General features: G+C 41.9%; 26 protein-coding genes and 2 tRNA genes. 20 read left to right on the forward strand and 8 right to left on the reverse strand.

All coding sequences use genetic code 11. From position 1 onward, the window contains the following. On the reverse strand, positions 1 to 258 hold a 258-nt coding region (locus BM161_RS08290; protein WP_143090502.1), incomplete at its 3' end, for a transposase. An 87-nt stretch (positions 259 to 345) separates the two neighbouring features. Beyond that, positions 346 to 1680 carry a DUF1015 domain-containing protein gene (locus BM161_RS08295; RefSeq protein ID WP_074931598.1) on the reverse strand — a complete coding sequence of 445 codons (1335 nt, stop codon included), beginning with the start codon at positions 1678 to 1680 and terminating at the stop codon, positions 346 to 348. A gap of 47 nt (positions 1681 to 1727) precedes the next feature. Between BM161_RS08295 and BM161_RS08300 the strand changes: the two genes are divergently transcribed. Beyond that, the gene (locus BM161_RS08300; protein WP_143090525.1) at positions 1728 to 3143 is read left to right on the forward strand and encodes an RNA polymerase factor sigma-54; all 1416 of its coding nucleotides are present in this window, start codon (positions 1728 to 1730) and stop codon (positions 3141 to 3143) included. Between the two features lie 2 nt (positions 3144 to 3145). Here the strand turns inward: BM161_RS08300 and BM161_RS08305 are convergent, their stop codons facing one another. Then, positions 3146 to 3433 carry an HPF/RaiA family ribosome-associated protein gene (locus tag BM161_RS08305; protein WP_074931606.1) on the reverse strand — a complete coding sequence of 96 codons (288 nt, stop codon included), beginning with the start codon at positions 3431 to 3433 and terminating at the stop codon, positions 3146 to 3148. Positions 3434 to 3618: 185 nt separating this feature from the next. Between BM161_RS08305 and hprK the strand changes: the two genes are divergently transcribed. From hprK to holA, 4 genes are read left to right on the forward strand one after another with little or no spacing between them, the layout of a single operon-like run. After that, positions 3619 to 4608, forward strand: coding sequence for an HPr(Ser) kinase/phosphatase (gene hprK / locus BM161_RS08310; RefSeq protein WP_074931609.1), 990 nt, complete (start codon positions 3619 to 3621; stop codon positions 4606 to 4608). Between the two features lie 39 nt (positions 4609 to 4647). Further along, the gene (locus tag BM161_RS08315; protein ID WP_074641293.1) at positions 4648 to 4914 is read left to right on the forward strand and encodes an HPr family phosphocarrier protein; all 267 of its coding nucleotides are present in this window, start codon (positions 4648 to 4650) and stop codon (positions 4912 to 4914) included. Positions 4915 to 4935: 21 nt separating this feature from the next. Further along, complete coding sequence (gene lexA / locus BM161_RS08320) at positions 4936 to 5547, forward strand: transcriptional repressor LexA (RefSeq protein WP_074931612.1); 612 nt, start codon at positions 4936 to 4938, stop codon at positions 5545 to 5547. Positions 5548 to 5578: 31 nt separating this feature from the next. Then, positions 5579 to 6553: a DNA polymerase III subunit delta gene (holA, locus tag BM161_RS08325; protein WP_074931615.1), complete on the forward strand. Its 975-nt coding sequence runs from the start codon at positions 5579 to 5581 to the stop codon at positions 6551 to 6553. On the opposite strand, the gene BM161_RS08330 is transcribed toward holA, so the two are convergent. After that, complete coding sequence (locus tag BM161_RS08330; RefSeq protein WP_074931618.1) at positions 6550 to 6771, reverse strand: YdbC family protein; 222 nt, start codon at positions 6769 to 6771, stop codon at positions 6550 to 6552. The genes holA and BM161_RS08330 overlap by 4 nt on opposite strands. A 165-nt stretch (positions 6772 to 6936) precedes the next feature. Here BM161_RS08330 and BM161_RS08335 point away from each other — a divergent pair, with 165 nt between their 5' ends. Continuing rightward, on the forward strand, positions 6937 to 7944 hold the full coding sequence (locus BM161_RS08335) for a hypothetical protein (protein ID WP_074931621.1): 1008 nt from the start codon (positions 6937 to 6939) through the stop codon (positions 7942 to 7944). A gap of 2 nt (positions 7945 to 7946) precedes the next feature. Next, positions 7947 to 8636 (forward strand): LysM peptidoglycan-binding domain-containing protein, encoded by a 690-nt coding sequence (locus tag BM161_RS08340; RefSeq protein ID WP_074931624.1) that lies wholly within the window; start codon positions 7947 to 7949, stop codon positions 8634 to 8636. A gap of 47 nt (positions 8637 to 8683) precedes the next feature. Here the strand turns inward: BM161_RS08340 and BM161_RS08345 are convergent, their stop codons facing one another. Then, positions 8684 to 9253, reverse strand: a complete 570-nt coding sequence (locus BM161_RS08345) for an NUDIX hydrolase (protein WP_074931627.1) — start codon at positions 9251 to 9253, stop codon at positions 8684 to 8686. 119 nt (positions 9254 to 9372) lie between these two features. Here BM161_RS08345 and BM161_RS08350 point away from each other — a divergent pair, with 119 nt between their 5' ends. Continuing rightward, complete coding sequence (locus tag BM161_RS08350) at positions 9373 to 10194, forward strand: cytidylate kinase-like family protein (RefSeq protein WP_074931630.1); 822 nt, start codon at positions 9373 to 9375, stop codon at positions 10192 to 10194. A gap of 38 nt (positions 10195 to 10232) precedes the next feature. Continuing rightward, the gene (gene pgsA / locus BM161_RS08355) at positions 10233 to 10829 is read left to right on the forward strand and encodes a CDP-diacylglycerol--glycerol-3-phosphate 3-phosphatidyltransferase (RefSeq protein ID WP_074931633.1); all 597 of its coding nucleotides are present in this window, start codon (positions 10233 to 10235) and stop codon (positions 10827 to 10829) included. Positions 10830 to 11002: 173 nt separating this feature from the next. On the opposite strand, the gene BM161_RS08360 is transcribed toward pgsA, so the two are convergent. The 3 genes from BM161_RS08360 to epsC form a co-directional block, all read right to left on the reverse strand. Then, on the reverse strand, positions 11003 to 11422 hold the full coding sequence (locus BM161_RS08360; protein ID WP_074931635.1) for an Hsp20/alpha crystallin family protein: 420 nt from the start codon (positions 11420 to 11422) through the stop codon (positions 11003 to 11005). Between the two features lie 351 nt (positions 11423 to 11773). After that, on the reverse strand, positions 11774 to 13120 hold the full coding sequence (radA, locus tag BM161_RS08365; RefSeq protein WP_074931638.1) for a DNA repair protein RadA: 1347 nt from the start codon (positions 13118 to 13120) through the stop codon (positions 11774 to 11776). A gap of 241 nt (positions 13121 to 13361) precedes the next feature. Then, complete coding sequence (epsC, locus tag BM161_RS08370; protein WP_074931641.1) at positions 13362 to 14231, reverse strand: serine O-acetyltransferase EpsC; 870 nt, start codon at positions 14229 to 14231, stop codon at positions 13362 to 13364. Between the two features lie 222 nt (positions 14232 to 14453). Here epsC and BM161_RS08375 point away from each other — a divergent pair. From BM161_RS08375 to rpoC, 11 genes are all read left to right on the forward strand, one after another. Then, positions 14454 to 14526, forward strand: a tRNA-Thr gene (locus tag BM161_RS08375). A 45-nt stretch (positions 14527 to 14571) separates the two neighbouring features. Next, entirely contained in the window at positions 14572 to 14748 is a 177-nt protein-coding gene (gene rpmG / locus BM161_RS08380) for a 50S ribosomal protein L33 (RefSeq protein WP_074641270.1), read from the forward strand. 39 nt (positions 14749 to 14787) lie between these two features. Beyond that, positions 14788 to 14860: transfer RNA gene (locus BM161_RS08385), tRNA-Trp, on the forward strand. Between the two features lie 21 nt (positions 14861 to 14881). Then, positions 14882 to 15064: a preprotein translocase subunit SecE gene (secE, locus tag BM161_RS08390; RefSeq protein ID WP_074931644.1), complete on the forward strand. Its 183-nt coding sequence runs from the start codon at positions 14882 to 14884 to the stop codon at positions 15062 to 15064. A 9-nt stretch (positions 15065 to 15073) separates the two neighbouring features. Continuing rightward, a complete protein-coding gene (gene nusG, locus BM161_RS08395; protein WP_074931648.1) occupies positions 15074 to 15652 on the forward strand; it encodes a transcription termination/antitermination protein NusG in 579 nt (192 codons plus the stop codon). Positions 15653 to 15809: 157 nt separating this feature from the next. Next, positions 15810 to 16241, forward strand: a complete 432-nt coding sequence (rplK, locus tag BM161_RS08400) for a 50S ribosomal protein L11 (RefSeq protein ID WP_074931651.1) — start codon at positions 15810 to 15812, stop codon at positions 16239 to 16241. A 1-nt stretch (position 16242) separates the two neighbouring features. Continuing rightward, positions 16243 to 16920, forward strand: a complete 678-nt coding sequence (rplA, locus tag BM161_RS08405) for a 50S ribosomal protein L1 (RefSeq protein ID WP_074931654.1) — start codon at positions 16243 to 16245, stop codon at positions 16918 to 16920. After that, on the forward strand, positions 16920 to 17435 hold the full coding sequence (gene rplJ / locus BM161_RS08410; protein ID WP_074931657.1) for a 50S ribosomal protein L10: 516 nt from the start codon (positions 16920 to 16922) through the stop codon (positions 17433 to 17435). The genes rplA and rplJ overlap by 1 nt, the downstream gene beginning before the upstream one ends. Before the next feature lie 135 nt (positions 17436 to 17570). Then, positions 17571 to 17954, forward strand: coding sequence for a 50S ribosomal protein L7/L12 (rplL, locus tag BM161_RS08415; protein WP_074931660.1), 384 nt, complete (start codon positions 17571 to 17573; stop codon positions 17952 to 17954). A 171-nt stretch (positions 17955 to 18125) separates the two neighbouring features. After that, positions 18126 to 21683 (forward strand): DNA-directed RNA polymerase subunit beta, encoded by a 3558-nt coding sequence (gene rpoB, locus BM161_RS08420; RefSeq protein WP_074931663.1) that lies wholly within the window; start codon positions 18126 to 18128, stop codon positions 21681 to 21683. After that, positions 21676 to 25980, forward strand: a complete 4305-nt coding sequence (rpoC, locus tag BM161_RS08425) for a DNA-directed RNA polymerase subunit beta' (RefSeq protein ID WP_074931666.1) — start codon at positions 21676 to 21678, stop codon at positions 25978 to 25980. Before rpoB ends, rpoC begins: the two co-directional genes overlap by 8 nt. The last annotated feature ends 155 nt before the right edge of the window (positions 25981 to 26135 follow it).

Below are 26135 nucleotides of genomic sequence, written 5' to 3' on the forward strand. Positions count from 1 at the left end.
TGTAATACCGAAAAGCAATGCAACCTGTAAATTTGAAAGATTATGCTCTTGTTGATAGTTTAGCACTTTTAGCTTAAATTCTCCGCTAAAATGTCGGGTTGGTTTTGTAAATTTTCCATTTAATTTGTACTGGGCAATCCACTGTCTAATTTGACTTGAACTTACTCCATATGCTTTTTCTTGTTGTTCTGGACTTATATGTTCTTCAATATAGTCTAAGACAATCTTTAGTTTGAACTCTTCTGAGTATTTGGACATAAAAAAAGCACCTCCTAAAGTGAACTTTATTTGTCCAACTTTAGGGGTGCACTTCAACTTCACTTCAAAGCCCGAGGATAATACAATCTAGAACAGTTTTCTGCACTCGAGGTAGAAGCGTTTTTCGTCGGCCTCGCCCATGCTAAAGCTCTTGCGTGGGAGAGGTCCTCTTCCGTTGATTGTTTCAAAGAAGCTGTCTTTGGCAATTGGCGGTAAAAGAATTCCAACTGCATTTTCGCGCTCTCCGAGTTTGAGAGTTTCTTCGCTTCCGTGAATGTAATCAATTTCTGGAGCCTTTCCGTCAATCTTTGTTGAACTCTTAAGGAAAGAATCAATCTCTGGCTGAAGTCTTGCAACTGCGAGCTCTTTAATATCAGTTTCCAAAAGCACGTATTTTTGTGATCCGTCTAATTTATAGGCAAATCCAAAATCAGCAGAAGAAGCCTTTACTGCAGCTTCAAGTTCAGCGGCTCCGGCAACTTCGCTTACATTTCCGCCAAGCTTATCTGCAAGATACAAAATCAGACTCTTAACATCGCTGTCAAAAATTACGCGGTGAATTGGCTCAAAGGTAAGGCCTGTGTCGTAAATGTTTACAATTTCAACAAGTGCATAACGTACAGGGCATTCCTTCAATGCAGCCTCATCAGCTCCACCTTCAATAAGTTTTGCCTTGTGTTCATCCCAAACAGCCTTTGCTGTTGCCAGAGAGTGGTTTCCGTCTCCTACTGCAAAAAGGAAGGTAGAACCATCTGCCGCACGGTTTGCATCTGCAATCTTAGAAACTGCTTCTGTTACTCCTGCAATCTCAGCTTCGCTTTCTACAGCCCAGCCTGTGATTGAACCGCCGTTACACATCAGCTGGCCATCATAAAGAGGGGCTTTTGCTTTTACAGCGTTGCCGGTTCCACCAACAAGAATATCTTCCTTATCATTTACAAGCAGCATAATGTGTGGGAGTTCAAGAGGAGCTCCGCGACGAATCTCCATACGTGGAGGAATGCGCTCTACGATTGTAGCTTCTGTGGCGCGGATATTTGCCTTGCTGAATGGCTTCCATTCATAGGTCTCAAGGTCAATCTGGGCAACAAGACCCTTGCGGGTGCGTCCAAATGCTGTTTTTCTTTCTATATATATCATGCAATTTCGAGGTTCAGCGAAGACCCCGCTATCAAGATATTCTTTCATTGTTTTTCTGATTTTTTCAATTCTGGCAGGTTTATCAGGAGAGTTCAGATAAACTTCTGGCAAAATCAGATTCAATGTGGAAGGCTTACCGGCAGCAGCGGCCTCGGCGCGTTTCCAGTAATCAAGGTCCTGTGTGTACTGATCGCAAGCAATTACAGACCAGCTCGATACATCAATGTTTTTGGGCAAGAGGATTTCCGGTATGCGGATTCCGTATTCTTCAATCTTTTTCATATTTGCAAGTATACAGTTTGAAAGCCTTTTATGCTATAATCAAAAAGATGAGTAATTCTCTGTCTCAGAATCAAAAGCAGGTTCAAAAACAGATTCAGCGTCTCTCTCAGGTTCAGATTACCGCATTGAATTATCTGGCAATGGGTAATGAAGATTTGCGCGAAGAAATTTATCGTGCCGCTGGAGAAAACCCTGCAATTGAAATTGTGCGAGAGGCAGACAATAACCGCTATTCATCTCACTATGCTAATTCGCAGGCTTCTGATTCTTATCAGCAGATTCTGGAAAATCAGGAAGATTATGGGGAGACGCTTCAGGCGCATCTTTTACATCAGTTAAATTCAATGAAGATTTCTGATGAAGAAAATGATCTTTGTACACGCCTTATTTATAATCTTGATAAAAATGGATTTTATGGCTCGATGCTTTCACCTGAATCTTTTTTGCCAAGAAAAAATCCTGCTGCAGAAAAACAGCTTTTGGAACGCTGCTTAAAAATTGTTCAGTCGCTTGATCCTGTTGGAACCTGCTGCCGTACTCCAGAAGAAAGTCTTTTGATTCAGGCACAGCTTTCAGAAGAGGCAGATCCGCTTGCTATTTTTATTCTTGATGGTCATCTTGATTTTCTGAACCCGCCGGAGCCTGCAAAAATCTGCCGCAAGCTCATAGACTTTAGAGACGCCTGGCACAAAAAAGCTTTTGCTTCTCAGACCGCGCTCGACACCCTCCCGCTCACAGAAGCCACCGCCGCGTCCGCGCTAAAGTTTATCCTTTCCCTGAACCCGCACCCGGCCCAGGGCTACAACAGCGAAGCCAGCCCCGACACTTCTCAGCCAGACGTTGTACTCACCGTGACACGCGAACCTGGCCCTGCCACCGACGACTTCAGCCGCGGCGTCGTTTCCTGCAATAATGACTGCCACTTTCAGATTAAATATGCCTCTGGTGCGCTTCCCGAGATCCGCATTTCGCCGGACTTTAAGCTTGACCGTGAAAACGTTGCCAAGGCACAGGCTTTAATTAATTCCCTGCAATTCCGTGAATCTACGATAGTAGAGCAGGGCTGCGCAATTGTAGCCGCTCAGAAAAACTTTTTCCTTAAGGGGCCAGGTCACCTTGCCGTTCTTACCCGCCGTTCAATTGCAAACGAGCTTGGAATCCACGAGTCCACCGTGTCCCGCACAACCGCGCGCTCCGGCAGAAAATTTATTCAGACTGAATGGGGACTGTTCCCGGCGTGGTACTTTTTTACTTCCGGTGTTTCCAGCAGCGACGGCCAGCGCCAGATTTCCTCAGAAAGAATCAAACAAAAAATGCAGGCTATACTTAGCCGCCCCGAAAATCAAAATCTCTCCGACCGCGAACTAACCGAGCTGTTAAATAAGAAGGGCGCGAAAATTGCCCGCCGTACGGTAGCAAAATATCGCGCCCAACTAGGTTTAAAAAACTCGTATAAAAGGTAGAACTATTTGCCCTGAACCTTGTCCTTTTCCTTCTTGATCTTGTTATCAAGTACATCCATCATTTTGTTCAATGCTGCACCGAAATCAAAATCATCACCAGAAACGTGAGCAGATGTTCCCCATTTAAAGTTTATAGTTGTATCAAAAATGTAGGCTTTATCCTGTTTAACCTTTATAAGTAAATCTACAATCAGATCATCAGCATAAGCAATTCTCTTAAGCTTTGATTCAATCATTTCAGACTGCTTTGGTTGAAGTGTAAATCCTACTGCGGTAATTGATGGTGTCATAGTAGTCTCCTCGGGGAAGTAAATTACTTTACTTCGGCTGTAAGTATTGTAGCGCCTGCATACGCAGACAGATGATTAACTCATCACCATAATAGTAACACGGGTTTTGCGAAAAAACAAATTTAGATTTAGAAAAAATCATCGTAGTATTGCTAAAATATCTTAAACTGTGTATAGTAAACTATATGGCAGATAAGAAATTCACAGTTCTGGATTTGCTTGACCTCGAACTTTCGGGACACGATGCCCTTGATTTAAAGTGTATCGCCGGCCGTCGCGGTTTACCTCGTGCAATTACAGTACCTGAATTAAACAGACCAGGCCTTGCGCTTTCGGGATTCTACGAATCTTTTGCCAGTAACCGTGTTCAGGTTTTTGGTCGCGGTGAAACTGCTTATCTTCAAAAGCTTCACAAAGAAAAAAATACCGATTCAATCAGAAACTTCTTCCGCTCTCAAATGCCTTGCTGTATTTTCACTTACAATCTTGAGCCTACAGAAGATTTCCGTAAGATTGCTGAAGAAAGCTATTGTCCGCTTCTTCAAACAAGTCTTACTTCTACAGAATTTTCTAACCGTATTATCCGTGTATTTGCAAATCAGTTTGCTCCACGTCAGACTCTGCACGGCGTTCTTGTTGAAGTTTACGGTATTGGTATTTTGCTTTCGGGTCACTCCGGAGTTGGTAAAAGTGAAACTGCCCTTGAGCTTGTAGAACGTGGTCACCGCCTTGTAGCAGATGATATTATTGAAATCCGCTGTGTAAACGGAAACATCATTCTTGGACGCGGTGCAAACTCTGTTATCAGCCACCATATGGAAATTCGTGGTCTTGGTATCATCAACATCTCTCAGCTTTATGGTGTTGGTGCCATCCGTGATCAGAAGGAAGTTCAACTTATTGTTCAACTTGAAGACTGGAACTCTGCCAAGGCTTATGACCGTCTTGGAACAGAGCAGAAATATAAGGAGCTTTTAGGAGTTAAAGTTCCTGTACTTGAGATTCCGGTTCGTCCGGGTCGAAACCTTCCTATTATTATTGAGGCTGCCGCTATGAACGAGCGTCTTAAGAATATGGGATATAACTCTGCTAAGGACTTCAATCAGAATGTTCTTAAATGGATTGAAACTGGAGAAGCGCAGGCCGTTTATAACGGTAATGATGATTCTTACTAAAAATAGATCATAAGGCAGAAGGCTGCCAAGGAAAGGGATATGATTGAAAAGATTTTAACAGTTCAGAACAGAGCAGGTATTCACGCAAGACCAGCTGCAATTATTGCTCAGACTTCAAACAAGTTTGAAAGCGAAATTACTCTCACTCGTGATGGAGCAACTGTAAATGCAAAATCTATTATGGGTGTAATTGCAATGGGTGCGGGTTACAATACTCAGCTCACAATGCAGGTTGTTGGTCCAGATGAATCAGAAGCCGCTTCTGTAATCGAGGAGCTTTTTAACAGCCGCTTCGAAGAAGACTAATAAAAAATCAGGAGGTTAAAAATGAGAGGCATTACAGATCGTCAGAAAGAAGTTTTAAATTTTATTTCGTCTTATACTGAAGAAAATTCTTATCCTCCAACAGTTCGTGATATCAGTGAACATTTTGGAATTTCTCTGCGCGCTGTTCAGGATCATATTCTGGCACTTCAGAAAAAAGGCTTCCTTTCTCAGAGCCAGAAAAAGGCCCGTTCAATTCGTGTCCTCTCAGATTGCCGCGATAAGGAACCAGAAACTTATATCAGCAAGGTACCACTTCTTGGAACTGTTGCTGCAGGCAAACCTCTTTTAAGTGAAGAAAATCTTGATGGCTATGTAAATCTTACAGAGCCTTTTGTACGTCCTGGTAAAAGCTATTTTGCTTTGCGCGTTCGTGGCCAGAGTATGATTAATGCCGGCATCTTAGACGGTGACCTTGCTGTTGTAGAGCAGGCTTCAACTGCTCAGGACGGCCAGATTATTGTTGCCGTTATTGATGATGCAATTACTCTTAAGCGCTATTACAAGGAAGCAGAAAGAATCCGTCTTCAGCCGGAGAATCCCCAGTTCCAGGCAATTTATTGCACAGATGTTCGCATTGTTGGAATCCTTGCTAATATCGTAAGAACTTACTAAAACATAAACTTACTAACGGTCGTTAATATACATGGCAGCAATTAGTCCTATCTATCTTTACACCGGTCCTGAATTTGGTAAACGCAATGAAGCTGTAGATGCAGTAAAGGCTGCGCACAAAAAACAGTTCGGTGTAATTGATGAACATTCTTTTTATCTTCTCGAAACTCCTCTCAGCGAAGTAATGACTATTCTTCAAAGTGGTACTCTTTTCTCTGATGGAGTTTGTGTTGTCTGCCGTAATGCTGAGCTTATTAAAAAGAAAGATGAGATTCAGATGATTGCAGACTGGCTGCAAAATCCAGATCCTTCTGCAATCCTTATTCTTATTTCTGATGAAGTTGCTGTAGATTCAAAGCTTGAAAAACTTGTTCCAACACCAAACCGTAAAAAGTTCTGGGAAATGTTTGAAAGCGACAAGCTTCCTTGGGTAACAAGTTATTTCAGTAAAAACGGTTACCGCATTGAACAGAGTGCGGCAAAACTGATTCTTGAATTAATTGAAAATAATACTCAGTCGCTTGCGGCTGAATGTTCACGCTTTTTTGTTCTCTTTCCAAAAGACCACGAAATTACAGAAGCAGATGTCGATTCTGTTCTTACTCACAGCCGCGAAGAAAATGCATTCAGCCTTTTCCGTGAGCTTGCTAACAGTGCAGATCCTGCTCCAGTACGTTTGGAAAAAGGTCTTCAGATTCTTCAGAAAATCAGACTTTCAAAAGAAAACTCTTCTGTAATGATTATTGCAGGTCTTGCTTCCTGCTTTAGAAAACTTGAGGACTGGCATAAACGTGGTGAAGCTGCTATTCCACAGACTATGCTTCAGAAACAATATAGAAGTGCGGCTAAAGTGTGGGAGTTAAAACATACGGCAGCTATCCTTGCGGTGCTTGCCTCTACCGACATGGAGATTCGCTCCGGCGGAGCTCAGATGGAGGATGTGTTACTTCAAAAAATGCTTTACGAAATAGTAATCAAAAATGGCGCTCAGTTGTCTTCGTATTAGAACTCAATCTTATTCAACAAATCTTTTAGAGCCTTAATTTCATCTTCCGTAAATGTAGATCCCTTTCCCATCTTCTGATGGTCTGGCGACCAGCTGCGCAAATCATACTTAGCAGGTCTTCCGCCCCAGGAAACCAGGTTCAGCTCAAGATTCCATCCCCCTTTTCCTTCAGCCACAGTTCCCAGATTCTTTTCAATCTTAAATGAGAAGTCATCCATTTTATGCCTCCATATACGGTGGTTGAGCCTGCGGTCCCTGAGCCTAGTCGAAGGGTCGAAACCACCGCAGACTTCAAATGTTTTTATCTATTTAAATTATCGTTGTAAGATTAGAAATAATATAGTAAAATTATACTATATATATATCTTAAACGTGAGGTAAATATGAAGAAAGTTTATATAACCCTTCTTTCTATTTTCACTCTTCTGTTCTTTATTTCCTGCGGTTCAAAACCTGCTGCAGAAGATACAACAGCCCCAGAGGCTCCAGATGTAACAGAAGCTGTTGAAGATTTATCAGAAAATATTGCCGATGAAGGTCTTTCAGAAGCTGCTAAACTTGCACAGCTTATGGAACAGATTAATGAAGCAAGACAAGCTGCTATTGAAGCTGGTGCCGATAAAAACTGTCCAGATCAGATGAACAAGCTTGACTACCTGCTCGCAGGTCTTAAAGATAGCGATGATCCAGAAGGCGCAGCAAAATCAATTATCGACAGATATAATCTTCTTGCAAATTACAGTTCTGCTCTAGAAGCAAAGAAAGAAATTGATGATAACGACTATGCATCTTATGCACAGAACAACTACGACAGAGGTGTTGATAACCTTGCTAAAGTAGACGCAGCATTCGATTCTGGTTCTGATGATTTTGATAAGTCTGTTTTTGTAAATGCTGAAAATGCTCTTAAAGAGTTCAACACAGTAATCAACGTTGCTTACAAGAAGATTGCTAAAGAAGAACGCGAAGCTGCAATGGAAGCAAAGAAAAATGCCGACAGTGTAAAAGCTGGTGTTGCACGCAAAACAGAATACAACGAAGCTGCAGACCTTATTCAGTCTGGCGACTCTCTCTACTCAATGCAGAACGCAAAGAAAGCTGCAGAAAAGTACAAGGACGCAAACGTTAAGTTCACATACCTTTATCAGGATGTTGCAGCAAAACGTGCTGCTGCTCAGGCTGCAATTGAAGAAGCAAAGAAGCGTGTAGCAGAAAGTGAAAAGTTTGCTGAAGAAGCAGATGTCAAGGCTCCAATCACAGAACAGGTTGAAGGTATTGAAGATGAAGATGCTGTTCTCCTTGAAGCAGATGACTACGAAGATCCTGAAGATGCCGAAGCTGATATTGCTGAAGAGCTTGAAGATGATATTGATGAATCGGAGGCTAAGTAATTATGAAAAAGATTATTTCTGTATTATTAACAGCATTACTTGCAGCTTCTGTATTCGCAGTAAGTTACAAGAACAACACTTTCCAGAAGCTCGCAGACGAGTATACAAAGAAGGCTGAAATTGCACTTGATGCAGGTCAGTATGATGATGCAGTTGAATATTCAAAGAAGGCAGAAGAAAACGCTGCTCTTTCAGAAGCATATATCAGAATGATGATGGCTCGCGGTGAAGCAGAGAACAACATCAAGCTTGCTAAGAATCAGATTGCGTGGGCAGAAAAGATTGATGCTCCAAATACTTTCCCAATGGCATATACATCTGCAAAAGATAACCTTGAGAAAGCAGAAACTTCTTTTGATGATGAAGACTTCGAAAATGCTAATGCGTATGCAAAGGCTTCTCTCGCAGCTCTCGACGGAATCAGAGAAGTTACTCCTCTTCCAGAGTTCTATATCGTAAAGCCTTGGGCAGAAACAAAAGACTGTTACTGGAATATTTCTGGTCGTCCTTATGTTTACAACAACCCATTGCTTTGGGAAAATCTTTATCAGGCAAACAAAAACAACATGCCAAAGCCTGAGGATCCAAACCTCATCCACCCTGGTATGAAGATGAAGATTCCAAGCCTTACCGGCGAATACCGCAAAGGCACTTACGATCCTAAAAAGGAATACGAAACTTACGGTAAATAAGGCTATAATCGAAACGGTGGTTGAGCTTGTCGAAACCACCGTTTTTTTTATATCCGTCCACCGTTGTGTTTAATATACAGCGACAGCGCCATTCCCATAATCGCATGTGGGAAAGCCTCTGTACCCATTCCATCCAGAACTTCTTTTTTAGACATTTCCATACAGTTTATAAATTCATCATCATCAAGATTCTGTTTTCCTGTTGCCACAAGATCCTGTGCAAGATAAAAATGCACGTGGTTACTAAATAGGGCAGGGTTAGGATTTACAGTTCCAATCTTAGTAAGCTTTCCGGCCTTGTATCCGGTTTCTTCTTCCAGTTCGCGGCGTGCAGCCTGTTCCGGTTCTTCTCCCTTATCAATAACTCCGCCAGGAAACTCAACGCTCAATGCGGCTTCTCCGTGGCGCCACTGTTTAACCATCAGAAAGTTTTCATTAAGTTCTGCAATAACAATAACCCAGTCTGGAGCATCCATTATAATATAGTCACCTTCAGTACCGTCGGAAGAAACGTTGTGTCGTTTGGTAATTGTGCATACAACTGTTTTCAAAAGAGCTTCGGGCTCTCCTTCCTTCCATTTAAGTTTTTCATCTTCAGGTGAAAAATAATTTTTCATAAAAAAACTCCGTAACTTTTTGACAGATTCAAAATCTCGATTTATCATTATTATAGAATTAAACGGGTTTATTGAAAATATCTTTTTAATTCGAAATCTTATTTTTGAGAGGTGATCTTATGGCAATTATTACATTTTCTAGACAGGTAGCAGCATTGGGCGATGAAGTAGCTGGCGAGCTCGCAAAAAGACTCGGTTATAAGTTCATCACAAGAAAAGAGATTGAAAAGCGCATTGTGGAGCTTGGTTTTCCAGAGAACAAAATGCCTAAATTCGATGAACGCAAGCCTGGATTCTTTGCTTCCCTTACAAAAGACCGTGATGAATACTTAAATTACGCACAGTATGCCATTCTTGAGGCTGCAGAAAAGAAGAATGTTGTAATCATTGGCCGTGGTGCCTTTGCAGTTCTTCAGAATGTGCCTAATAATATCTCTGTACGTCTTATTGCAGACGAGCAGACCCGTATTGAACGTCTTCGCAAGGAGTTCAACTGGGACGAAAAACAGGCACTTCAGCGCATTCAGGAAAGCGATGCAAACAGAGCAGGCTTTCACTCAAGCTTCTATAATGTCGATATTAATGATCCTGTAAACTATCATGCAGTTCTCAATACAGGTTTGCTCAGTCTTGAACAGGCCGTAGATATAATTGCATGTCTTGTAGAAAAGAAGGTTACTGTTAAGCAGGAAGAAGAGGGTAATAAGATAATTGAAGATCTTCTTAAGGCCCAGACTGTTGTGAATAAGCTTTCTATGGAACGTAAGCTCAATATTGAGTTTATGCACGCATCAATCCAGGGAAATACAGTAGTTCTCCACGGAGTTTCTGATTCGCCAGCCGTTGTAGAGCAGGCTCTCCAGATTATCCGCGAAGAAATGCCCGGCTACGATGCCAAGTCCGCAGTAAGTATTATCCACGACTTCAAGACATTTCAGTGAACTTGACTTTCTTTTCTATAATGTAGATAATATTTCTTATGAAACTATCTAACAAGTTTACTTTTACTCGCATTATTTTTGCACCAATTTTCTTCTTATTGTATTTCATTCCAATCTGGACAGGTTTTGGTACTAAGGTATCCTTGTTAATTGCGGTTCCTCTGCTTGTTTTTGCAGAGTTCACTGACTATTTAGACGGTCATTACGCAAGAAAACATAATGAAGTAAGTGATTTTGGAAAGCTGTTTGATCCGTTTGCAGATGTTGTACTGCATCTTACCGGATTTATCTGTCTTATGCATTCAGTAAAAATCGGCCTTTCTTATATGCCGGTTTTATTCTTTGTTTTGATTATGCTTAGAGAGTTCTCTCAGAACTTCCTTCGTATGGTAGCAGCAAAGCAGGGAACAGCAATTGCCGCAAGAAAAGGTGGTAAGTTTAAGACTGTAATGTACATCGTAGCTGAGTTCTATGGAATCTTCCTTGAGATTCTTGTTCGCCTCGATGTTGTTCCATCCTTCTTCAACATCCTTCAGGGCTGCGGTTTCGCCCTCTTCGCCATCTGCGTAATCTTAAGCTACGCTTCTTTCATAGATTACTTAGTACACTTCGGAAAAATCCTAAAAGATATTTAAAATAGACCACGAAACAAGTTCGGGGTGACGAGATTTTGTTAATACCCAAAACATATTGCAATTGGTTCAACTGTGATTTTTGAAAACCAGTTGCGGAATAGAAAAAGCCCTTGTGAAACATTATCACGTTTCACAAGGGCTTTTTCTATGGGAGCAATTGTTTTTCAACAACCTTAGCATGCTTCAATTGCAATATGCTTTGGAGCTGCAATAGCTTTCTTTGCCATATTGATTGTCAAAATACCATTCTTAAAGTTAGCCTTAATTGACTCAGCATCAACATCAGCCGGCAAACTAAAGCGTCGCTCAAAGCTTGTGCATCTGCGCTCCTTAAGGATGTACTTAGACTTCTTGTCTTTCTTATCTTCTTTGGATTCCTTTGTCTCTTCTGTTTTAGAGGCAATGGTCAAATTGTCATGGTCAAGCTCGATATTTACGTCTTTCTCTGTACGGCCAGGCAATTCCATTTCCAAAGTGTAAGCGTTGTCTTCCTCTTTTACGTCAACACGAGGAGCGTTTGCAGAATACATAACACTTGGTGTGTTACCCATCATGTCATTAAAAAGTGAATCAATAAATGAAAGTTCGTTCATATCTATACCTCTTATATTTGATTTAGTTTATGCCGTAAGCTAACAGCTTACACTGTATATATAGCAATAAGTGTGCCAAGTTGACAAAAACAGAGATCTTTGAATATAAAAGCTGATAGCCACGGCTACGACGTAACCCAAAGGACACGCAGCGCATTTTTGGGGAATAAAAAAGCAGTTTTCTGTTCGAAAACTGCTTTTTTTCTTATGCAAGTCTGCAAAAATGCTACGAGTGTCCTTTGGATTCCGTCTTCGCCGTGTCTATCAGCTTTTATATTCACTACTCAGTGTGTCAAATTGACACGATTCTTGCAGATAAAATGACACACTTACAGACAAATCTACTCACATTTAACGGAAAATGGTTTTAATCAGAGTCTTAATGTCCGAAATTCCCTTGGCAGAATCACTATCTGGGGCAATAATCTGGGTAAAACCTAGGCTTTCAGCGGCTTTGGCTCTTTGTTTTGCCTTTGTAACCGGGCGGATTTCACCGGCAAGGCTTAATTCTCCGAATACTGCAGTGCCATTTTTGACGGCTATATCAGTTCTGGCAGAATAAAGAGCTGCGGCTAAGGCGGCATCTATGGCACTTTCGCTTAATTTAATGCCGCCGGCAACGTTTACGTATATGTCCTGGTCGGAAAAACATAGGCCGCAACGCTTTTCAATGACGGCTGCTACCCTGGCAACTCTTCCAGAATCAATTTTTTCGCTGTAAATGCGGGAAACACTGGCTTTTGCGGGTACTGTAAGGGCCTGAATCTCTACTAAGAACACTCTGCTACCCTCAAAAACTGGTGTACAGGCCACTCCTGCAGGTTGATTTTCCTTTCTCTGGGTTAAAAACAGGGATGCCGGGTTCAAAACTGGGGCTAATCCCTTCTCACTCATGCTGAAAATACCTATTTCATCCACTGAACCAAAGCGGTTTTTCTGTGCATGAAGGAATCTTATGTCATCTGCGTTGCGTTCGAACGAAATTACTGTGTCTACCATGTGTTCAAGCGACTTTGGACCGGCAATTGTACCTTCTTTAGTCACATGGGCGGTCATAATAAGCACTGTATCCCGTTCTTTTGCCCATGAAATGAACTCATTAGCACAATATTTAAGCTGATTTACTGTTCCAGGGATAATTCCGGCTTCTGCGCTGTATATTGTCTGGATAGAATCTATAATTACAAAGGCTGGATTCAGTGAATCTAAGGCATCTAAAGAGTCTTCCAGACGTGAAGTGCACAAAATACTGATGCCATTGCAGGAAAGTTCCAGGCGGTCAGCTCTTTCTTTGATCTGTGCGGCTGATTCCTCTCCGCTTATATACAAAACTACCGCTCCAGAGTGTGCAACACTGGCTGATGTCTGTAAAAGCAGTGTAGATTTACCGATTCCTGGCTCTCCGCCAAGTAAAATTGCAGAACGTTTTGTGGCTCCGCCTCCTAAAACCCGGTCAAACTCGTCTATTCCGGTAGAAAGACGGCTGTTTTCCTGTGCTTTTACCGACGCTAGACCAACTGGTTTTTGTTTTTCAACAGCTTCTGAGCCTCTTCCGGCGGGAGAAATATTGTTTTTATCGATTATGATTTCTTCGAGGGAGTTCCATTCTCCGCATTCAGGGCAGCGGCCAAGCCATCTTGGCTGTGTATAACCGCAGTTAGAACATCTGTAGCTTACAGATCCACTTTTTTTTGTCATAGTACCTCATTCGGTCGGATTTTGAAGAAATTATTTGTGAAATTTTCACAAATCTATTGACATCTAAATAAGATGGTATTATATTAAAGTCAGCTTGTAAATAAGCTGATAAACTCTCTCCGATGTCCAGCAACGCTGGACGGCAAGGTTCCCTTTTAGTGTTACTGTCTGGGAACCTTGTTTTTTTTAACTTCGGTGGTTGAGTAGCCCCACAGGGGCGTATCGAAACCATTGTTATCTTTTACCCCTGTGTAATAACCGATCCGGCCGGAACACTCTCTGTAACCCAGGTGTTACCGCCAATAGTTGAACCACGGCCAATAATTGTTTCGCCGCCGAGAATTGTTGCGTTTGCGTAAATAGTTACATCATCTTCTATAGTAGGGTGTCTCTTTTTATTCTGAAGGTTCTTTTTAACGCTTAAAGCACCAAGTGTTACACCCTGATAAATCTTAACATTTGTTCCAATAATACAGGTTTCGCCAATAACAACACCGGTTCCGTGATCTATAAAGAAAGATTCACCGATAGTTGCGCCCGGATGAATATCAATACCAGTTTTACCGTGAACATGCTCACTCATAATACGAGGAATAATAGGTACTCCGTTTTCATAAAGGAAGTGTGCAATGCGGTATACAAGGATTGCTTCCAGACCAGGATAAGAAAGAACTACTTCCTCATTACTTCTTGCTGCAGGGTCTCCATTAAAAGTTGCAACTACATCAAGCTGAATCTTGCGGCGGATTTCTGGTATTTCTTCTATTAATGCAATAGCTGTTTTTTCAGCCAGCTTAAAACAATGTGATTCTGCAATATTATTGATTTCGTCATGTGTGCAGGTCTGGGCCTTTGTATAAATCAATGCCTTCTGAATTTCGCGTGTCAGATTAGCGATTATATTGTTTACTTTCTGTCCTGTAATGTAACGGATATTTACTGAATCAATATCTTCTGCAGTCTTAAAACCTGGAAAAATTACAGTCTGAATATCAGAAAGAATAGAAACTACATTCTGTCTGTTTGGAAAATCTTCTGTATGGTTTCGGTTAATGAGTCCATAGCGGTCATAGGAATCAAGAATTCCATCTATCAGCATATCAATATTCATAGAAAACCCCATTGTTTTAAATGATGATAAATAATATCATAGAAAAGTAAAATATTCTATCTATATATATTATAGGTTTATATAAATAAAAGTTATAAAATTTATCGAAAATTCAGGTGAATTTTTATAAATTCGTGAAGAATTTTATTGACTAAAATTATTTCTTAGTTTATATTCGTAGAACGCATGTTTTCTATGAGTTAGTGTGGAATACTGCATGATGCCCCCGTAGCTCAGTTGGTAGAGCACCACATCGGTAATGTGGAGGTCTGCAGTCCGATTCTGCACGTGGGCTTTTGAAATTGAAAATTTTTTGAGCGAATATATTTAGGAGTTAAATATGGGAAGCAAGAAGAAAGGTGCTGTTGAAATTATCGCTTTGCAGTGCACAGAGTGTAAGAGAAAGAATTATACTACTTACAAGAACCGCAAGAACATCACAGGCAAACTTGAGAAGAATAAGTATTGTCCATGGTGCAAGAAGAGCATTCTTCACAAAGAAACAAAAGCAAAATAATTTTTGATATTTATCCGGCTTCGGTCGGTTTAGATATATAGGGCAGTAGTTCAGCTGGTAGAGCAGCGGTCTCCAAAACCGCCTGTCGTGGGTTCAAATCCTGCCTGCCCTGATTTTATAAAGGAAAGGTATTATGGCTAAGGTAATTCAGTTTTTTAAAGAAAGCAGAGCAGAATTGAAGAAGGTTGTATGGCCTACTAAAGATGATGTAATTTCTTCAATTAAAGTTGTTATCATCTCTACAATTATTGTAGCTTTAGTACTTGGATTACTTGATCTTGGCTTTACTGCATTGTTCCGTATCTTGATGAAATAGGACAGAAAGATGTCTAAGAACTGGTACATTCTTCATACTTACACTGGTTATGAAGGAAAGATTGAACGTACAATTAAATCCCTTCTTGAAAAATTTCCAACCGACAAAAATGCAGGTATTGATCCTGAAGTAATTATTGATGTTAGAGTTCCTGTTGAAGAAGTTGTCGAAATTAAAGACGGCAAGAAGAGAACTCGCTCTAACAAATTCCTCCCTGGTTATATTATGCTTGAAATGGATCTTCCAGAAATTGGCTGGAAAGATACATGTGCTAAGCTTTACAAGATCCAGGGTGTTACTGGTTTTGTTGGAAATGTAAGTCGTTCAAATCGTCCTATGCCTATCACTAAAGACGAAGCTATGAATCTTCTCCAGAAGTCTGGTGTTATTAAGGGTGATAAGCAGGTTCGTGTACGTCAGTCATTCAATGTTGGCGATGTTGTTAAAATTGCTGACGGTCCATTTGCATCATTCACTGGTACTGTAAAAGAAATCAATATGGAAAAAGAGAAGCTTAGTGTTGAGGTTCAGATTTTTGGACGTCCAACTCCAGTAGAGGTAAGCTTCCTTCAGGCTGAAAAAGCCTAAGTTCTTTACTATTTATATTTAGCAAATTCAGGGGTTTGTATCCCAAATACAAACCAACTTATCCTGTTTTTGGGAGAGGCGCAGGTCCGTTGGACATAGGCGTTTCGTTAGAAAGACTTCTATATGAAGCTTTCACACCAACATTGGGAGAAATAAAATGGCTACAAAGAAAGTAACTGCCGTGATCAAATTGCAGTGTCCTGCAGGAGCAGCAACACCAGCTCCTCCAATTGGACCAGCTCTTGGACCTCACGGAGTTTCAGCTCCAAAGTTCGTTCAGGAATTCAATGATCGAACTAAGTCAATGGAAAAAGGTCTTGTAATCCCTGTAGTAATTACAGTATATCAGGACAAATCTTACACATTCATTCTTAAAACTCCTCCAGCAGCAGTTCTTATTAAGAAGGCTTGTAAACTCGACAAGGGTTCAGGAAATCCTCTTCTTAACAAGGTTGCAACTCTTTCTAAGAAAGACCTGGAAGAAATCGCAAAGACAAAGATGCCAGATATCAATGCTAACGATATCGAAGCAGCAAAGAAAATCATTGCCGGTACTGCACGCAGTATGGGTGTAGAGGTGGAGCAGTAATATGAAACATGGAAAGAAATATAACGCAGCTGCTGCAAAGTATGATCTTTCAAAGAAATATGATGTAGCTTCAGCTTGTAAAATGGTTCAGGACATGAAGTTTGCTAACTTCGATGAGACTGTAGAAGCTCACGTAGTACTTCGTCTTGAGAAAAATGCTACTGTACGTGATACATTGGTATTCCCAAATCAGTTCAAGGGTGAAAAGAAAGTTCTCGTTTTCTGTAAGGGAGACAAGGTAAAGGAAGCTCTTGATGCTGGTGCTGCTTTCGCAGGTGAAGAATATATCGAAAAGGTAAAGGAAGGCTGGTTGGACTTCGACGTTGCCGTTGCTACACCTGATATGATGAAAGACGTAGGTCGTCTTGGTATGGTTCTTGGACGCAAAGGTTTGATGCCTAACCCTAAGACTGGTACTGTAACTCCTAACGTAGCTCAGGCTGTTGCAGAACTCAAGAAGGGTCGTACAGAGTTCCGTGCTGATAAGACTGGTATCGTACACATTGCTGTTGGTAAGTGTTCTATGGATACAGATAAGCTTGTTGCTAACGTAAACACTCTTCTTTCTGAAGTAAGCAAGAAGAAGCCTGTTGGTGCAGCTGCTGGTTTTGTAAAGTCTGTTTCTGTAAGTTCATCTATGGGCCCAGGCGTATGGGTTGACTATAAGGAAGGCGAATAATGGCAGTAAGAGCAAAGAAAATTCAGCCAGCTAAGGCTGAGGCTATTGAAAACGCAAAAAAGACATTTGCTGATTACAGCGACTTCATTTTCGCTGATTATCGCGGTCTTACAGTAGAGCAGATTACTGCTCTTAGAGATAAACTTCGTGAGAAGAATGCTGTTCTTAAAGTTGTAAAGAACAACTTTGCACGTATCGCTTTTGAGGAAATGAAAGTAGAAAATGTTGCTGACTACCTCAAAGGTCCTACAGTAGTTGCAATGGCAAAAGAAGATTCTAACGAAGTTGCAAAAGTACTTTTTGACTTCGCTAAAGATGCTCCAGCTCTTTCTGTAAAGGGTGCTAGCATTGCTAACGAAATCTACGACCAGGCTAAGATTGAGGCTTACTCAAAGGTTCCTGGAAGAAACCAGCTTATTGCTATGCTTATGTCTGCAATGAACGGTCCAGCTCAGAAGCTTGCCGCTACATTGAAGGCTTACGCAGACAAAAAAGCTGCAGAAGGTGCAAACTAATTTTTGTACAAAAAAGCACTGTCAGGCTTCATAGCTGTCGACTGTCGGTGCTAAATGCAGAACGGTTCAGTTGAACTAAATCTGCTGCCACCTACCGGGTGGAAAATATAACTAATTTATAGTGGAGAAGACAATATGGCAGCTCTCACAAATGATCAGATTCTTGATGCAATCGCATCTATGTCAGTTCTTGAAGTTTCAGAACTCGTAAAAGCAATGGAAGAAAAATTCGGCGTAACAGCAGCCGTAGCCGTAGCAGCAGGTCCTGCAGCAGCAGGCGGAGCAGCAGCTGGTGGCGAAGAGCAGACAGAGTTCACAGTAACTCTCGAATCATTCGACGCAGCAAAGAAGATTCCAGTAATCAAGGCTGTTCGCGAAATCACAGGTCTCGGACTTGGTGAAGCTAAGGCACTCGTAGAAGGTGCTCCAAAGGCTCTTAAGGAAGGCGTAAGCAAGGCTGACGCTGACGAAATGATCAAGAAGATCGAAGAAGCTGGTGGAAAGGCTAGCAAGAAATAAGTCAGAATAATCTGACAATTTATCTATAGGGGATGCCTGACATGTAAAAGTGTCGGGTATCCCCTTTAGTCGTATTTATGGCATTTATTTAATCGGGGTTTTCTGTGCTGTGCGGAGTTTCCAGCATGTAGCAGTCTACAATCCGAAACACAATATCATCAGGGGGATCTGATGTTCGCAAAGACTCGAACAATCAACCGTCAGAATTATGGAAAGGCCATCCAGCATGCTATGGATGTTCCTGATCTTATCGCAATCCAGACAAAATCGTATGATGATTTCCTTCAGTCAGAAGCACTGAAAGAACACAGAGAAGTCCTTAATCAGGGGCTTCAGGACGTATTTACTTCAACATTCCCTATCGAAAGTCCTAACGGCGATATGTCATTGGAGTATGAGTTTTATGAGCTCGACTGGGAGAACCAAAAGTTCACCGAGTTGCAGTGCAAGCAGAAGGGACTTACTTACTCAGTTCCTTTGAAAGCCCGTATCAATTTGAATTTCCTTCAGACTGGAGCAATTCTTCAGAAAGATATTTATATGGGCGACATTCCGCTTATGACAGACCGTGGTACATTTGTTATCAACGGAGCAGAGCGCGTAGTTGTTTCCCAGATTCACCGTTCGCCTGGCGTTATTTTCTGCCACGACAAAGGTGTATACTCAAGCCGTATCATTCCTTACCGCGGATCTTGGCTTGAATTCGAAATTGACCAGAAAAAAGAGCTTATTTTTGCAAAGATTGACCGCAAAAAGAAGATTCTTGGTACAATTTTCCTTCGCGCACTTGGCTATTCAACACGTGAAGAAATTATCCGCTGCTTCTACGATGTAGAAGACGTAAAGGTTGTAAAGGGTGATGAACTTGTAGACAAGGTTCTTGCTTCTGCAGTTCTCATTAAGGATGAAGAAGGTAACGAAAAGAGACTTTTCAATGCCGGTGTTAGACTTCACCCACATGACATTGACGACCTCATTGCAAACAAAATCGAAGAAATCTGCGTAATCCGCTTTGATACACGCAGCAATTCTAATAGTGATGAAAAGAATACTTCTCTTGATTCACAGATGATTATCAACTGTTTCGAACGTGAGGAAGTTAAGTTTGTAAAAGAAGGTTCTGTAGATAACGAACCAACTAAGGAAGACTGTCTCGCAGCTGTATATGCAATCTTGCAGCCAGGTGAGCCAATGACAGTTGAACAGGCTGAAAAAGACCTCAACTCATTGTTCTTCTCTGAGCGCCGCTATGACCTTGGTCGTGTTGGTCGCTACAAGCTCAACAAGAAGTTCGACTACTCAGATGATGTAAAAGACTTTACTCTTATTAAGGATGATATCATCAACACAATGAAGTTCCTTATCAAGGTTTACATTGGTGAAGAACAGATTGATGATATTGACCACCTTGGAAACCGCCGTATCCGTTCTGTAGGCGAGTTGATGACAAATCAGCTTAAGTCTGCATTTGCAAGAATGGAACGCATTGCTAAGGAAAGAATGAGTCTCAAAGAAACTGATACAATGAAGCCACAGGATTTGATTTCTATCAAACCTATCGTAGCTGCTATCAAAGAGTTCTTTGGTTCATCTCAGCTTTCACAGTTCATGGATCAGATTAACCCTCTGGCTGAACTTACACATAAACGTCGTCTTAACGCTCTCGGACCTGGTGGTCTTTCACGTGACCGCGCTGGTTTCGAAGTTCGTGACGTACACTATTCACACTACGGACGCATGTGTCCTATCGAGACTCCTGAAGGTCCGAACATCGGTCTTATCGTATCTCTCGCTATGTATACACGCATCAACGACTACGGATTCCTTGAAGCTCCATACCGCAAGGTTGTAAACGGAAAGGCTACAAACGAAGTTGAATACCTTTCAGCTATGGATGAGGATAAGTACTACATTGGTCAGGTTGTTGAAGGTATGAAGAAAGATGGTTCTTTCCCAACTGAAACAATTTCTTGCCGTAACCGTGGTAACTATACTCAGCGTTCTCCAAAGGATGTACAGTACATCGACGTTTCTCCACGTCAGGTAATTTCTGTATCTGCTTCTTTGATTCCATTCCTTGAGCATGACGATGCTAACCGTGCGCTCATGGGTTGTAACATGCAGCGTCAGGCTGTACCTCTTCTTTTCCCAGAACCACCATACGTTGGAACTGGTATGGAAAGAAAGTGTGCTTATGACTCTGGTGTTCTTATCAAGGCTAAGCACGACGGTGAAGTTATCTACGTTTCAAGTGAACTTATTAAGGTAAAGGTTGATGGTTCTAAGGCAGTTGATGAATACAGCCTCTTGAAGTATCAGAGAACTAACAATGATACATGTAACCACCAGCGCCCTACAGTTAATGTTGGTGAAAAGGTTAAGGCCGGTGATGTTCTTGCTGACGGACCAGCAACATTCAACGGAGAGCTCGCTCTCGGACGCAATATTCTCGTAGGATTCGTACCTTGGAATGGTTATAACTATGAGGATGCCGTACTTATTTCTCAGCGCGTTGTTCGCGAGGATATGTATACATCTATCCATATTAAAGAGTTCCAGATTGAAATCCGCGAAACAAAGCTCGGACCAGAGCGCATTACACGTGATATTCCTAATACAGCCGAGAAAGCTCTTGCTAACCTTGACTCAGAAGGTATCATCCGTATTGGTGCTAAGGTTCGTTCTGGAGATATCCTTGTTGGTAAGGTTACTCCAAAATCAGAAACTGAAACAACTCCAGAGTTCAAGCTTTTGAACTCAATCTTCGGTGAGAAGGCTAAGGAAGTTCGTGATTCTTCTCTTCGCGTTCCACACGGAATTGAAGGTGTTGTAATTGATATCCAGCAGATGAGCCGCCTCGAAGGTGACGATCTTCTCCCTGGTGTAGACAAGGTTGTAAAGGTTCTTATTGCTAACAAGCGTAAGCTTCGTGAAGGTGATAAGATGGCCGGACGCCACGGAAACAAGGGTGTTGTTTCTCGTATTCTCCCAGTTGAAGACATGCCATATCTCGAAGATGGTACTCCACTCGACGTTTGTTTGAACCCACTTGGTGTACCTTCCCGAATGAACATCGGTCAGATTCTTGAGTCTGAACTTGGTATTGCTGGTAAGTACCTTAACCAGTTCTTCGAAGTTCCAGTATTCGAATCACCTTCTCAGAAGATGATTGAAGCTAAACTTGAAGAGGCTAACAAGGCAGTTGCAGGTACAGGTCTTAAGATTTCTACAGATTGTAAACAGATTGTACACGACGGACGTACTGGTGAACCTTTCGTAAACCCTATTTTCGTTGGTGTTATCTATTATATGAAGCTTCATCACCTTGTTGATGACAAGATGCATGCTCGTTCTACTGGTCCTTACTCTCTCGTTACACAGCAGCCTCTTGGTGGTAAGGCACAGTTTGGTGGTCAGCGTCTTGGAGAAATGGAGGTTTGGGCACTCGAAGCTTACGGTGCTGCTAACACACTCCAGGAAATGATGACAATTAAGTCAGATGATATGAGTGGACGTTCTAAGATTTACGAATCTATCGTTAAGGGCGATCCTTCATCTCCAATCGGAATTCCAGAATCATTCAACGTATTGGTACAGGAACTCCGTGGTTTGGCTCTTGACTTCACAATCTATGATGCAAAGGGTAAGCAGATTGCCCTCACAGAACGTGATCAGGAACTGATTGACAAGAACGCTTCCGGATTTGATAAGGAGGATGCAAATGCGTGATGTACAGGATTTTGACAGCTTAAAGATTAAACTGGCTTCTCCAGAGACCATTCGTTCATGGTCTTACGGTGAGGTAAAAAAGCCTGAGACTATAAACTACAGAACTCTCCGCCCAGAGAAAGACGGTCTTTTCTGTGAAAGAATTTTCGGTACAACTAAGGAATGGGAATGCTACTGCGGTAAGTTCAAGTCTATCCGTTATAAGGGTGTAATTTGTGACCGCTGTGGTGTTGAAGTTACTCACTTCAAAGTTCGCCGTGAACGTACAGGACACATTGAACTTGCAGCTCCAGTAAGCCACATCTGGTATTACCGTTCAGTTCCAAGCCGTATGGGTCTTTTGCTCGACCTTCAGGTTGCTGCTCTCCGTTCGGTTTTGTACTACGAAAAATATATCGTAATTGATGCAGGAGATACTGACCTTAAGAAGGGACAGCTCCTTACAGAAGAAGAATATCAGGAAGCACTTGAGCACTATGCAGGTTCTGCTTTCACAGCAGATATGGGTGCCGAGGCTATCAAGACTATGCTTGAGCGCCTTGATCTCGACGAACTTGCTGCAGAGCTCCGCGCAAAGATGATTGAAAAGGGTGCTAAGTCTGACAAGAGACTTCTCCGCCGTATTGAAATCGTTGAAAACTTCCGCGCTTCTGGAAACAAAGTTTCATGGATGATTCTGGATGTAATTCCAGTTATTCCTCCTGAGCTTCGTCCAATGGTACAGCTCGATGGTGGACGTTTCGCAACTTCTGACCTCAACGATCTCTACCGCCGTGTTATTAACCGTAATAACCGTCTTAAGAGATTGCAGCAGCTTTCTGCTCCAGACATCATCATCCGCAACGAAAAGCGTATGCTTCAGGAAGCAGTTGATGCATTGTTCGACAATACAAAGAGAAAGCGTGCAGTTAAGGGTGCTTCAAACCGCCCTCTTAAGTCAATTTCTGACCTCCTCAAAGGTAAGCAGGGTCGTTTCCGCTTGAACCTTCTTGGTAAGCGTGTTGACTACTCTGGACGTTCGGTAATCGTTGTTGGACCAGAATTGAAGCTCTGGCAGTGCGGTCTTCCTACAAAGATGGCTCTTGAATTGTTCAAGCCATTCCTTATGAAGAAGCTCGTAGACAAGGACGTAGTATTTAATATTAAGAAGGCTAAGGCTCTTGTAGAGTCTGAGTCTCCAGAAGTATATGCAATTCTTGATGAAGTAGTTAAAGAGCACCCAGTTATGTTGAACCGTGCGCCAACCCTTCACCGTCTTGGTATCCAGGCATTTGAACCTGTACTTGTAGAAGGAAAAGCTCTTAAGCTTCACCCACTCGCATGTAAAGCTTTCAACGCCGACTTCGATGGTGACCAGATGGCTATCCACGTACCACTTACACAGGCTGCTCAGATGGAATGCTGGACATTGATGCTTTCTGCGAGAAACCTCCTTGACCCAGCTAACGGTAACACAATCGTTGCTCCATCTCAGGACATGGTACTTGGTATCTACTATATGACTGCTATCAAGCCTAATGCTAAGGGAACAGGCAAGCGCTTCTCTACACCAGATGAAGTACGCATGGCTGCTGAACTTGGTGCTATTGAATGGCAGGCTCTTATTAAGGTTCCAGCTCCAAAGGATTCATTCGATGCAGATGCTCTTAAGGTTAAGGGTGATGACGGATTCCTTGGTGGAACTCAAGTCTTCAAGAAGGGTGATCTTATTGAAACTTCAGCAGGACGTCTTGCTTTCAACGAAGCAATGCCTGAAGAAATTGAATATGTAAACCGCCAGATGTTCGATAAGTCTTTGAAGAAGATGATTGAGCACGTATATCATACAAAGGGCTCTTGGCTTACAATCCAGATGCACGACGCAATCAAGGATGTTGGTTACAAGAACGCTACATTCTATGGTGCAACACTTTGTATGAAGGATATCCTCGTTCCTGATGAAAAGCCAGCAATCATGGCTCAGGCTAACAAGGATGTTGAAGATATTATTAACCAGTACGGAAAGGGTGTTATTACAGCAGAAGAAAGATATCAGCGTGTAACCAACATCTGGGCTCGTACTAACGAAAAGCTTACAAACCTCATGATGGATAATCTTGAGAAAGATAAGCAGGGCTTTAACACAATCTACATGATGGCTAAGTCTGGTGCCCGCGGTTCTCGTGGACAGATTTCTCAGCTTGCCGCAATGCGTGGTTTGATGACTAAGCCTAACGGAGATATTATCGAACTCCCTATTAAGTCAAACTTCTATGAGGGACTTTCGGTTATTGAATACTTTATTTCAACTAACGCTTCTCGTAAGGGTCTTTCGGATACTGCTCTTAAGACAGCCGATGCCGGTTACATGACACGTCGTCTTGTTGATGTTGCTCAGGATGTAGTAATCAACGAAGAAGACTGCTGTACAATCAACGGTATTGACTACACAGCTATCAAAGAGGGAGATGAAATTAAGGTTCCTCTCAGCAAGCGTATTGAAGGTCATTACACAATTGAGCGTGTTGTAAACGCTAAGGGTGAATTGATCTGCGATGTAAACCAGTACATCGACGAAGCTATGGCTAAGAAGATTGAAGCTGCTGGTGTTGAAAAGGTTAAACTCCGTACAGTTCTTACTTGTGAAGCTAAGCACGGTATTTGTGTTAAGTGTTATGGTAAGAACCTCGCACGTAATAAGATTGTTGAAATTGGTGAAGCAGTTGGTATTATCGCTGCTCAGTCAATCGGTCAGCCAGGTACACAGCTTACACTTCGTACCTTCCACTCGGGTGGTGCGGCTGAGATGTCAACAAACGATAACAAGATTGTTCTTAAGTTCGATGCATTCATTAAGAATATCGAAGGAACACACGTTGAAAAGAAAGACAAGTGGCTCTTTACTCGTAAAGGTTTCATGACTGTTATCCGTATTCTCGACAAGGTTAAGTTCGCTCCAGAAGATGAACTTCTTATTGAAGATGGAAAGAGCCTTATGCGTGGTGACGTAATCCTTAAGCACAAAGGTAAGGATGTTGTTGCAGGCGTAAACGGTAAGGTTATTAAGGGTGACGGTGTTATCTATATTACCAGCAAGGAACAGAAGATTGAAATCACTAACGGTTCTACAATCTTCACAAAGGCTGGCGCTATGGTTAAGAAGGGCGAAGTTATTGGTGAATTCGAACAGTTCATCGAGCCTATTCTTGCAGAAAGCGACGGATACATCCACTTCGAAGACGTTATCGTAGGTTCTACTCTTGAAGAGAAGGTTGACCTTCAGACAGGTAAAACAGAACGCTACATCACAGATCTTCACCTTGATGTTAAGCAGCCACGTATCATCATCACCGATGAAGCTGGTAACCCACAGGGTAACTACTTCCTCCCAGCTGGTGCCATCCTCCTCGTAGAAGATAAGGCTCCAGTAAAAGCCGGTGATATGATTGCTAAGATGAACAAGGAAGCACAGAAGTCTCAGGATATTACTGGAGGTCTTCCTCGTGTATCTGAACTTTTCGAAGCTCGCAAACCAAAGAATCCATGTGTACTCGCACAGATTTCTGGTACAGTTGAGTTTAAGGATGTTCGCAAAGGAAAGCGCGTAATTTCTATTACTGATGAATATGGTAAGAAGTTCGAGCACCTTGTTCCAATGACAAAGCGTATGCTTGTACGTGATGGTGATAAGGTAGAAGCTGGTGAAATGCTTTGTGCCGGATCTCCAAATCCACAGGATGTACTTGCAATCCTCGGTGAAAACGCTCTTCAGAATTATCTTATGGATGAAATCCAGAACGTTTACCGCCAGCAGGGTGTAGACATCAACGATAAGCATATCGGTATTATCGTACGTCAGATGCTCCGCAAGATTGAAATCGTATCTGTTGGAGATACAAAGTTCATCTTCGGTCAGCAGGTTGATAAATATAAGTTCCACGAAGAGAATGAGCGCGTAATCGCTGCCGGTGGACAGCCAGCTGTTGGTCGCCCAATGTTCCAGGGTATTACAAAGGCTTCTCTTGGTGTAGACTCATTTATTTCTGCAGCTTCATTCCAGGAAACAACACGCGTTCTTACAAACGCTGCAATTTCTGGTGCTACAGACGGACTCCACGGAATCAAGGAAAACGTTGCAATCGGTCACATGATTCCTGCTGGTACTGGTATCAAGAATTACAAGGACATCAAGCTGTTTGATGACAGCGACCGTGACCTTGACGCTCAGATGAACGAGATTCTTGAACGCCGCCGCCTTGAGGCAGAGCAGAAGTCTCAGCTTGAAGAACCAAGCTTTGAGACAGATGATAATGACTAATTCGTTATCAAATAAATAAAGGAGGGGTTGGTAGTCTGAATGCAAAATTCAGCTACCAGCCTCTTTTTTTTCAATGAATTTCATATAAATTCATTGAAATTCAGTTGAATTCATTTTTTGAATTTACTATAATCGTTAAACCTATCCTTTTTGAA

Source organism: Treponema bryantii, assembly GCF_900113965.1.
GTDB classification, from domain to species: domain Bacteria; phylum Spirochaetota; class Spirochaetia; order Treponematales; family Treponemataceae; genus Treponema_D; species Treponema_D bryantii_A.

Excerpts from the sequence above, each read along its gene's own strand:
- BM161_RS08295 (WP_074931598.1), bottom strand. The coding sequence starts at position 1,680 with ATGAAAAAGATTGAAGAATACGGAATCCGCATACCGGAAATCCTCTTG.
- BM161_RS08300 (WP_143090525.1), top strand. The coding sequence starts at position 1,728 with ATGAGTAATTCTCTGTCTCAGAATCAAAAGCAGGTTCAAAAACAGATT.
- BM161_RS08305 (WP_074931606.1), bottom strand. The coding sequence starts at position 3,433 with ATGACACCATCAATTACCGCAGTAGGATTTACACTTCAACCAAAGCAG.
- hprK (WP_074931609.1), top strand. The coding sequence starts at position 3,619 with ATGGCAGATAAGAAATTCACAGTTCTGGATTTGCTTGACCTCGAACTT.
- BM161_RS08315 (WP_074641293.1), top strand. The coding sequence starts at position 4,648 with ATGATTGAAAAGATTTTAACAGTTCAGAACAGAGCAGGTATTCACGCA.
- lexA (WP_074931612.1), top strand. The coding sequence starts at position 4,936 with ATGAGAGGCATTACAGATCGTCAGAAAGAAGTTTTAAATTTTATTTCG.
- holA (WP_074931615.1), top strand. The coding sequence starts at position 5,579 with ATGGCAGCAATTAGTCCTATCTATCTTTACACCGGTCCTGAATTTGGT.
- BM161_RS08330 (WP_074931618.1), bottom strand. The coding sequence starts at position 6,771 with ATGGATGACTTCTCATTTAAGATTGAAAAGAATCTGGGAACTGTGGCT.
- BM161_RS08335 (WP_074931621.1), top strand. The coding sequence starts at position 6,937 with ATGAAGAAAGTTTATATAACCCTTCTTTCTATTTTCACTCTTCTGTTC.
- BM161_RS08340 (WP_074931624.1), top strand. The coding sequence starts at position 7,947 with ATGAAAAAGATTATTTCTGTATTATTAACAGCATTACTTGCAGCTTCT.
- BM161_RS08345 (WP_074931627.1), bottom strand. The coding sequence starts at position 9,253 with ATGAAAAATTATTTTTCACCTGAAGATGAAAAACTTAAATGGAAGGAA.
- BM161_RS08350 (WP_074931630.1), top strand. The coding sequence starts at position 9,373 with ATGGCAATTATTACATTTTCTAGACAGGTAGCAGCATTGGGCGATGAA.
- pgsA (WP_074931633.1), top strand. The coding sequence starts at position 10,233 with ATGAAACTATCTAACAAGTTTACTTTTACTCGCATTATTTTTGCACCA.
- BM161_RS08360 (WP_074931635.1), bottom strand. The coding sequence starts at position 11,422 with ATGAACGAACTTTCATTTATTGATTCACTTTTTAATGACATGATGGGT.
- radA (WP_074931638.1), bottom strand. The coding sequence starts at position 13,120 with ATGACAAAAAAAAGTGGATCTGTAAGCTACAGATGTTCTAACTGCGGT.
- epsC (WP_074931641.1), bottom strand. The coding sequence starts at position 14,231 with ATGAATATTGATATGCTGATAGATGGAATTCTTGATTCCTATGACCGC.
- rpmG (WP_074641270.1), top strand. The coding sequence starts at position 14,572 with ATGGGAAGCAAGAAGAAAGGTGCTGTTGAAATTATCGCTTTGCAGTGC.
- secE (WP_074931644.1), top strand. The coding sequence starts at position 14,882 with ATGGCTAAGGTAATTCAGTTTTTTAAAGAAAGCAGAGCAGAATTGAAG.
- nusG (WP_074931648.1), top strand. The coding sequence starts at position 15,074 with ATGTCTAAGAACTGGTACATTCTTCATACTTACACTGGTTATGAAGGA.
- rplK (WP_074931651.1), top strand. The coding sequence starts at position 15,810 with ATGGCTACAAAGAAAGTAACTGCCGTGATCAAATTGCAGTGTCCTGCA.
- rplA (WP_074931654.1), top strand. The coding sequence starts at position 16,243 with ATGAAACATGGAAAGAAATATAACGCAGCTGCTGCAAAGTATGATCTT.
- rplJ (WP_074931657.1), top strand. The coding sequence starts at position 16,920 with ATGGCAGTAAGAGCAAAGAAAATTCAGCCAGCTAAGGCTGAGGCTATT.
- rplL (WP_074931660.1), top strand. The coding sequence starts at position 17,571 with ATGGCAGCTCTCACAAATGATCAGATTCTTGATGCAATCGCATCTATG.
- rpoB (WP_074931663.1), top strand. The coding sequence starts at position 18,126 with ATGTTCGCAAAGACTCGAACAATCAACCGTCAGAATTATGGAAAGGCC.
- rpoC (WP_074931666.1), top strand. The coding sequence starts at position 21,676 with ATGCGTGATGTACAGGATTTTGACAGCTTAAAGATTAAACTGGCTTCT.